The organism is Salmonella sp. SG203, from assembly GCF_013350575.1.
Classification (GTDB): domain Bacteria; phylum Pseudomonadota; class Gammaproteobacteria; order Enterobacterales; family Enterobacteriaceae; genus Salmonella; species Salmonella enterica.
Genome location: NZ_SNMT01000047.1, coordinates 1 through 8,426, shown reverse-complemented (window position 1 = coordinate 8,426; position 8,426 = coordinate 1). Strand labels below are relative to the sequence as shown.

Genomic DNA, 8,426 nt, shown 5'->3' with positions numbered 1-8,426 from the left:
TTGCCAGACCGCAAGATGTTTTAACAAATCAAAAGGGGTTTTAATAACTGACTTAAAGCTGAAAGCTTTCCGGAACCCCCAGCCTAGCTGGGGGTTTTCCATAGACAAAAAGAACGGGTACTTTGGGTACCCGTTATCGATAAAGGCAACTAGTTATGTTTTATAGGTATGAGGTTATTTCACATCTTCGCCATACATTTATTTCATAACCAGATTATAAAAAACATTGATCTATTTCACAAATTCTTATATTCAGTATTCAAAGTAGATTATAATAACAAGAAATATCACAATAATAATTATTTCGAGCACAGGGGACTCTTTATAAATAGGGGACTGACGCCCATGAGCGCAGTGGAAGGAGGCTCAGATCATCCTTGCAGGCGTCACAATACGGTTATGTGATTATAATGATTGTTATAATCATTCGATGTTTGTTGTTATGTTATTGGTAAGATTTATTTGTTATGTATTCAGGTAACAGAAGTCAATATTGATTATTCGCTTTTGCTGAGTGTGTCCAGCGAACCTTCCCTGAGCTCCCCGACATTGTGGAGTATGATGTCAAAAGTACCAACCAAGATAACCACAATACAGACGACCTGAACTGCAGGTGTAAATAGACCCGTTTTAGTTCCATGCATTTTTTAGATCCCGGCCAAATAATGGTGCTGTCGGTATTCCTCCAGTGTCATATTGTTCAGTGATTCATGAGGGCGTTCATAGTTATATTCTGACACCCATCATTCAGCTTCAGCAGACAATAAATACGATGGATCCTTTTGTGATTCCACGGGTATCCTTGCCGCCGCAAAACCTGGAAAAGTTTTGGAAAACCGTATCGTGGGTATCGCTCTGCCACTGCCTGCAACGCGACAATAACAGGTTCGTCACGCGTTGTATCCGGACGGTAATGGTAAACCGTTCTACTCAGGTTCAGACTCCGGCAGGCCTGACGGATACTGAGTCCAAATGTCGTTATCAGATGAGTGACCAGCTCACGCTTAAAGGCTGGTTTTAAAGCTTTTTTTCGATAACGTCTTTCAGCGCCCGGTTCTCAAGGCTCAGGTCGGCAAACATCTGTTTGAGACGCCGGTTCTCGTCCTCAAGGTCCTTGATCTTTTTAATATCAGAAGCCTCCATGCCACCGTATCTGGACTTCCAGTTAATGGGATGGACTACCTCCTCCCGCTGCGGTTAACTGTACGAAATGTGTTCACCAGGAGAATCACCATGAATATCGTATTTCTGGGTATTGATCTGGCTAAAAATGTTTTTCAGCTCTGCGGGTTAAACCAGGCCGGCAAACCGGTTTATACGAAACGCACTGGCCGAAAAGAATTGCTCCAGACGCGGGCAAATATTCCTGCATGTCTGATTAGGATCGAAGCGTCCACCGGGGCATTTTACTGGCAGCGTGAGTTTGAGAAACTGGGGCACAAAGTAAAGGTCATCAGTCCTCAGTATGTAAAACCCTTTGTCCGCGGGCAAAAAAATGATGGTAATGATGCACAGGCCATCGCAGTGGCTCTGATGCAACCGACAATGCAGCGTATTGTCAATCACCGCACTGCTACAGTCTGTCAAATAAGAGGGCTGTTACTTGACCGGGGGATCCCCATTGGCAGTGCTGTCTCCAGAGCTCGCCGTGCTATTCCTCTTATCCTTGAAGATGCAGAAAACGGTCTAAGTTCCCGTATGCGCAGAACAATTGCCGAACTCTATGATCTCTTTAACGATCTCGGGCGTCGGATCCATTTTTTTGATAAGGAAATTGAAACAGTATTCAGGCAATCAGAAGCCTGTCAGCGTATCGCCAAAATTAAAGGCATTGGTCCTAAAACGGCCACGGCCGTTGTTGCTGCTATTGGCAAAGGAACTGAATTTAAGAATGGTCGCCACTTTACTACATGGCTGGGTCTGGTTCCACGCCAGCATTCGAGTGGCGACAGGCAGGTACTGATGAATATGACGAAAAAAGGCGACAAGCATCTGCGGACACTTTTTATTCATGGTGCCCGCGCTGTCGTCAGGGTTGCCACGAATAACAATGATGGTCATATGAATCAGTGGGTTAACCAGTTAAAGGAACGGCGCGGATTTAATAAAACGACCGTGGCGGTCGCTAACAAAAACGCGAGAATAATCTGGTCGATGCTGAGAAATGAGACCGAGTATCAGGTAGTGTGAAATTAATCCCCTGCCAGCAAAAGTTGCAGCGTACTGAGAAATGATGACAGGTTGCACCTGCACAATCGGAACCTGATTTTTATACTGGCCTCAGAGGCCGTCCAGTTGTTGAGGCGATTGTGTGCGGATTACCCATTTGGGCACAGATTTTCCTGATGCCGGATAGATGTAAGCAACAACCCAAAACCAGATTCAGTACTTGCAAAACGGAGGTAGTCCATAGATGTAGTAGGTGGCTTCAGAGATACCAGCCTCCCGGAGACATCTTTAACGGTTCGTCCGGCTTCAACCGACTTAATCACAGCGATGATCTGATTCTCAGTAAAACGGGCTTTACGCATCGCGATCTCCTTCGTTGGAAGATTGATTATGCCGGATGATCTCTAAATATGAATGGCACGATTATACGGGATACTTACAACTGGAACGTATCAAAATCGATTTCTGAGATCGTTTAGCGTGGTTTTTTACATCATTGACCGTCAAACCCCTTAAAGGACACAGCCTAATCTCCCCGGGTCCTCATCCTCCGTTGAGAGCCAGTTTCATCTCTGACCGCTGAAGGTACTCAATACTCCAGCGCACCGATTCTCCCAGCCCGTCACTTCTTGTCGCGATAAACAGCCGCGTGGCATGCTTATGCTCCTGCATGGCTTTTTTCACCAGTGTGCCGTTATTCAGCAGGGCTTTTACCATATGGTGCGGAATGTAGCCGATGCCGGTGTTCTGCTGGATCACCGCAATGGCGCTGTCAAAGTCCGGTACAAATAACGCTTTCTGACCGTCCAGTAGCCTGAATTGGTTGCACAATCAGTAGATCACAAAACTCTATGCCTGTCTTTTTTCACCCGCTCATTACTGGGGATTCCTCAGCGCCATCAAGCGGGTTTTGAATCGCCACGGATAATCTAGACACCTCCGAGCCGTTGATAATATTGGTTTTCATATTCAGCAGGTGGTATCTGATCACTCGAGCCATGCCGACGCCTGTATTTATAAAATATTTCTATATAATCAAAAACATCGCTGCGGGCATCTTCACGCGTTTTGTAGATCTTTTTGGCGATTCACTTAATGATTGAAAAGGGAAGTTGTCAGAGATAGATGCCGTTCAGTACTTCACCGTCCAGTAATGCCTGACGCCACCATCGCAGGGCCAAACCATCGCTGCTGTTGCGCCATGCCATATAGGCGATGTCTTTCTGGCGAAATGACAATACTGAGAGCTCCACTAGTTCCCCCTTCTCCAGCCATGGGAGAGCTATATGGCGTGGTAGGAAGCCGCAGCCCATTCCTGCGAGCAGTAACCTTACTTTACTATGAAAATTGTCTACGCGGATTTGAGGTTGCTCGTCCATCAAGTTAATGTTGATAGGGTGACATTTGTGTGCGCTGTCGCTGATCACTACCGCCCGATACAGACATATCTGTTCGTTGGTGAGCGGCTGTTCCTGTGAGGTTAGAGGATGGCAGGGAGCGACTACAAATACGTTATCTAATGTGCCCAACATTTTATAAGACCAGACTGCAGAGGTGGGAGGATCATTAATAGCGCCCAGCAGCAAATATGCGCCAGCCGAAACGCTGGAAGCAGTTCCTTATTACGCTATTGGTAATTTTCCCCAGTACTAACTTAGTACCGTGGGCGACGGGAATGCTATTACCGTCGCTGAAAGGTTATCTGCTATTGCATTTTATTAATGATGCATGCGTGGTTGCGCTGGTCGTCTGGCTCTGGATGCCTATTGTTACCCGCTTGTTCGCTGGCTGGCTGAAAAAAGCTTGATCCGGTTCTCAGGAGATTATTATGTCTCAAACTGCTACTCTGATACTGACACATGGGCAGATCCATACCCTAGATCGTACTGCGCCACTGGTAGAAACGGTGGCTATCGCCAATGGGAAGATCGTTGCTACCGGGTCTCACGACCAGATCATGAGCTACGCTACTGATGGTACACAGATTATTGATCTTAAAGGTCATACAGTTATTCCTGGGCTTAACGATTCCCACCTCCACCTGATTCGTGGTGGGCTGAACTATAATCTTGAACTGCGCTGGGAGGGAGTACCGTCCCTGGCGGATGCTTTAAGAATGCTCAAAGATCAGGCTGCGCGTACGCCGTCGCCGCAGTGGGTACGTGTGGTGGGGGGCTGGAGCGAATTCCAGTTTGCTGAACGCCGGATGCCTACCATTGAGGAATTGAATGAGGCTGTTCCGGACACGCCCGTGTTTGTTTTACACCTATATGACCGGGCGTTGCTCAACCGCGCGGCACTAAAGGCAGTGGGCTATACCAAGGATACGCCGGATCCTGTGGGAGGGGAAATTGTCCGTGACGCACGTGGTAACCCAACCGGGATGTTAGTGGCGAAACCAAACGCTATGATCCTTTACTCTACATTGGCGAAAGGACCGAAGCTGCCGTTAGAATTACAGGTTAACTCTACGCGTCAGTTTATGCGTGAATTGAACCGTCTCGGCTTAACCAGTGCGATCGACGCTGGTGGTGGTTTCCAGAATTATCCGGAGGATTACGAAGTTATCGAACAGTTGCATAGCAACAATCAGATGACGGTACGTATCGCCTACAACTTGTTTACTCAACGTCCTAAGCAGGAGTTGGACGACTTTGAACGCTGGACTGATATGCTAACACCGGGACAGGGCACAGATTTCTATCGCGCTAATGGTGCTGGTGAGATGCTGGTTTTTTCGGCTGCGGATTTTGAAGATTTCCTGCAGCCACGTCCAGACCAGCCTCAGGGGATGGAAGATGAGCTGGAGCGAGTGGTTCGCCATCTGGTTGAGCACCGATGGCCGTTTCGGTTACACGCCACATACGATGAATCTATCAGCCGGATGCTTGACGTGTTTGAGAAGGTTAATCGTGATATTCCGTTCAACGGTTTGCAATGGTTCTTCGACCATGCCGAAACCATTACCGAACGCAACATTGAGCGTGTTAAAGCACTGGGGGGCGGTATCGCTGTTCAGCACCGTATGGCTTTCCAGGGGGAGTATTTTGTCGATCGTTATGGTCAGGATGCTGTCAAACACACACCACCTGTCGCTAGGATGCTGGAGTTGGATGTCCCGGTAGGATTGGGTACAGACGCCACCCGTGTTGCAAGCTATAATCCGTGGACGGCGCTTTATTGGCTGGTATCTGGACGAACGGTTGGTGGAATGTCGATGTATGATGATGATAATAGATTGCCGCGCGATGTAGCCCTTGAGTTGTGGACTGCAGGAAGTGCCTGGTTCTCCAGCGAACAGGGAAAGAAAGGGCATATTGTCAAAGACCAATTAGCAGATCTGGTCGTATTGTCAAAAGATTATTTCAGCGTGCCGGAAGAAGAAATTAAAGGATTGAATCAGTTCTGACAGTGGTTGATGGTAAGGTAGTGTATGCTGCAGGGTGTTTCAGCCCACTGACTCCTCCACCGATCCCGGTGTTGCCAGATTGGTCACCAGTGATGAAAGTACTTGGACACTATAGTTCCGCACCGCCAGTGGCAACGAAAGTGGGGTCGGTAGTGAAAATGCACCAGTGTATTGGCAGTTGTGGAGTACACGGGCATGAACACAATATTGCACGTCAGTCGGGGATCTTGGTATCAGATGATCAAGCCTTCTGGGGCGTGCTCGGTTGTTCATGCTTTTCGTTTTAATGTAGCATATAAGGCTGGATAGTATTTTGCTTGACCGGCCTTATATATTTCAGTTTTCTATATGTCTGTAGGTAGGGGTTTTGTTGAGTATTAATAATTGGGACTTGGTTTTCACCGAATCTGCCTGGATTTCGTTCAAACCATTGAAAAAGACTGCCAGATTGGGTCCGGCTCTGCGCCATAGTTGTGTCAGGCTCAAATCTGAGCTAAGACAACTTAGCGTGTCATTTCGCCCTCATCCGGAAAAGACCCCAGCTATCTGGTAGTTGTCTGAGCTTTTTTATACTCTCCAATATGCAAGCCTAAAACAATATTGTGATTTATATAACATTTAAAATAAAAACAGCACTTCACTCGCCATTTCTTGTCTCTCTCTCTTTTCACTTTCCATGACTGCTTAAAAATTCGGCTTGACGGGGTAAATTATTGATATTGACTTTTAATGTGGTTTTTTATTCTGCTGATGTTTAAGTAATGATGTTTATACAGATTTATAACCTGTTCGCTTCGAAAGTGAACTTGATGGAAATGTATCTTATTTAAGATATTTCAATGTGTTTCAAAAACACTGAAAAATATTTGCAGATGCCTCATTCTGGTTTGATTTTCCTGCTAAGTTTAATACCAAAAAGCATTTCTTTTGTGATTATTCCTAATTTGCGATCTATTATATCGATCGATACGATCGATATAATTTAGTTAAAATTACCTGAGACTTTTTTTATAAATGTCCGGAGTGGATTGTCTGAGTTTGTATCTCTCAGGGCGTGGCAACCCCTGATTCATTGAATACCAGACTCCACAATTAAATGGATTCATTCTGAATCTGTTTATCTCCATGCACCCTTCAGGAAAGGACATTTTTATGTTTATCCGCAATAAATTAATATTATCTGTGGCGACAGCCGGAATAATGATGTATGGCTCGTCTGCTTTTGCTGAGGTTAACCACGCTGTTGGCCCGTTCGGGTCAGGTAAGGTCACTTTCACCGGGACCATCACCAATTCACCCTGCGATATTGCATCGGGAGATGACGACCTCACCGTAAAATTTGGCCAGATTTCCTATCGCAAGCTTAAGGGGGCAGATGCCACTTCAGAAGCAAAACCTGTCACCATCCATCTGCGGAACTGCTCATTTGACGCTAATACTGTAAATACACCAGGCTCAGCCGGAAAAATGTCTCTGGTGTCGGTGTCCTTCCAGGGTACGGCTGCCTCCGGTGACAAGGCATACGCCAACACTCCGGGGGCAGGAATGGCGACCGGGGTAGGCGTTCAGTTACTGGACAGCTCAATGGCAGCTCTTACCCCATCTGCCCTGGCGTCAACGGGAACCACTCCCCAACAGTTACAGGCTGGTGATAACCAGATAAACCTCTTTGCCCGGTTGATTAATCTGGGAGCAGAGGACTCAGTCACCGCGGGGGATATACAGACTGCAATCACTTACACCCTGACATATAAGTGATTTTATTCTGCGGATAACACAGGGATGAGCCGTCCATGGAAGGTTACGGACGGCTTTTATATCTGACCACGCCTGCGGGCTGTCTGTGACACGGACGACAACACGAAAGCGCCACACCATGAAACTGACCCCGCTTGCCATACTGCTTACCCTGACATTTTCCGTCCTGAAGTCTCAGGCCACGGAGTTCAATGCCAGCCTGCTGGACAGTGGGAATCTGTCCAACGTGGACCTCACGGCCTTCAGTCGCGAGGGATATGTGGCACCGGGTAACTATATTCTCGATATCTGGCTCAATGACCAGACGGTACGGGAACAGTATCCGGTCAGGGTTGTACCGGCTGCCGGACGCGATGCGGCCGTCATCTGTGTGACAACCGATATGGTGGCCATGCTGGGTCTTAAGGATAAGATTATTCATGGCCTGAAACCCGTTACCGGTATCCCGGACGGGCAGTGCCTTGAGCTGCGCTCCGCTGACAGTCAGGTACGGTACAGCGCTGAAAATCAGCGTCTGACCTTCATTATTCCCCAGGCCTGGATGCGCTATCAGGACCCGGACTGGGTCCCCCCTTCACGCTGGAGCGACGGCGTCACCGCCGGCCTGCTCGATTACAGCCTGATGGCCAGCCGCTACATGCCGCAGCAGGGGGAGACCTCTGACAGCTACAGCCTCTACGGCACCGCCGGGTTTAATCTCGGCGCCTGGCGGTTGCGGAGCGATTACCAGTACAGCCGTTTTGACAGTGGGCAGGGCGCATCACAGTCTGATTTTTATCTGCCGCAGACGTATCTGTTCCGTGCCCTGCCAGCACTGCGTTCAAAACTGACGCTCGGACAGACGTACCTCAGCTCCGCTATTTTTGACTCCTTCCGCTTTGCCGGGCTCACTTTGGCCAGCGATGAGCGCATGCTGCCGCCCTCTCTTCAGGGGTATGCCCCGAAAATCAGCGGCATTGCGAACAGTAATGCACAGGTTACCGTCAGCCAGAATGGTCGCATTCTGTACCAGACCCGGGTGTCGCCGGGGCCTTTTGAGCTTCCCGACCTGAGCCAGAATATCAGCGGCAACCTGGATGTCAGCGTCCGG

Annotated in this window: 4 protein-coding genes and 7 pseudogenes; 5 read left to right on the top strand and 6 right to left on the bottom strand. The window is 48.1% G+C overall.

The features are described from left to right. Nucleotides 1-745 precede the first annotated feature (745 nt). A pseudogene (locus HV477_RS27215) lies at nucleotides 746-1,167 on the bottom strand (transposase); the annotation flags it as partial. Nucleotides 1,168-1,233: 66 nt separating this feature from the next. Here HV477_RS27215 and HV477_RS27210 point away from each other — a divergent pair. Further along, on the top strand, nucleotides 1,234-2,190 hold the full coding sequence (locus tag HV477_RS27210; protein ID WP_175065681.1) for an IS110 family transposase: 957 nt from the start codon (nucleotides 1,234-1,236) through the stop codon (nucleotides 2,188-2,190). Nucleotides 2,191-2,415: 225 nt separating this feature from the next. Here HV477_RS27210 and HV477_RS27205 read toward each other — a convergent pair. The 4 genes and pseudogenes from HV477_RS27205 to HV477_RS27190 all read right to left on the bottom strand — a co-directional run. Next, nucleotides 2,416-2,531 (bottom strand): annotated as a pseudogene (locus HV477_RS27205) (transposase); the annotation flags it as partial. Nucleotides 2,532-2,712: 181 nt separating this feature from the next. Further along, nucleotides 2,713-3,000, bottom strand: a complete 288-nt coding sequence (locus tag HV477_RS27200; RefSeq protein WP_254621735.1) for a LysR substrate-binding domain-containing protein — start codon at nucleotides 2,998-3,000, stop codon at nucleotides 2,713-2,715. 98 nt (nucleotides 3,001-3,098) lie between these two features. After that, nucleotides 3,099-3,257 (bottom strand): annotated as a pseudogene (locus HV477_RS27195) (IS3 family transposase); the annotation flags it as partial. A gap of 27 nt (nucleotides 3,258-3,284) precedes the next feature. Continuing rightward, a pseudogene (locus HV477_RS27190) lies at nucleotides 3,285-3,764 on the bottom strand (LysR substrate-binding domain-containing protein); the annotation flags it as partial. On the opposite strand from HV477_RS27190, the pseudogene HV477_RS27185 reads away from it, so the two are divergent. Both HV477_RS27185 and HV477_RS27180 read left to right on the top strand, forming a co-directional pair. Then, nucleotides 3,746-3,976, top strand: a pseudogene (locus HV477_RS27185) (antibiotic biosynthesis monooxygenase); the annotation flags it as partial. The pseudogenes HV477_RS27190 and HV477_RS27185 overlap by 19 nt on opposite strands. Before the next feature lie 21 nt (nucleotides 3,977-3,997). Continuing rightward, nucleotides 3,998-5,865: pseudogene (locus tag HV477_RS27180) on the top strand (amidohydrolase). Nucleotides 5,866-5,933: 68 nt separating this feature from the next. Here HV477_RS27180 and HV477_RS28740 read toward each other — a convergent pair. Continuing rightward, nucleotides 5,934-6,017 (bottom strand): annotated as a pseudogene (locus HV477_RS28740) (hypothetical protein); the annotation flags it as partial. Between the two features lie 719 nt (nucleotides 6,018-6,736). Between HV477_RS28740 and HV477_RS27175 the strand changes: the two are divergent. Then, a complete protein-coding gene (locus HV477_RS27175; RefSeq protein WP_175065682.1) occupies nucleotides 6,737-7,336 on the top strand; it encodes a fimbrial protein in 600 nt (199 codons plus the stop codon). Nucleotides 7,337-7,454: 118 nt separating this feature from the next. Further along, the coding region (locus HV477_RS27170) for a fimbria/pilus outer membrane usher protein (protein ID WP_175065680.1) at nucleotides 7,455-8,426 on the top strand (972 nt) is incomplete at its 3' end.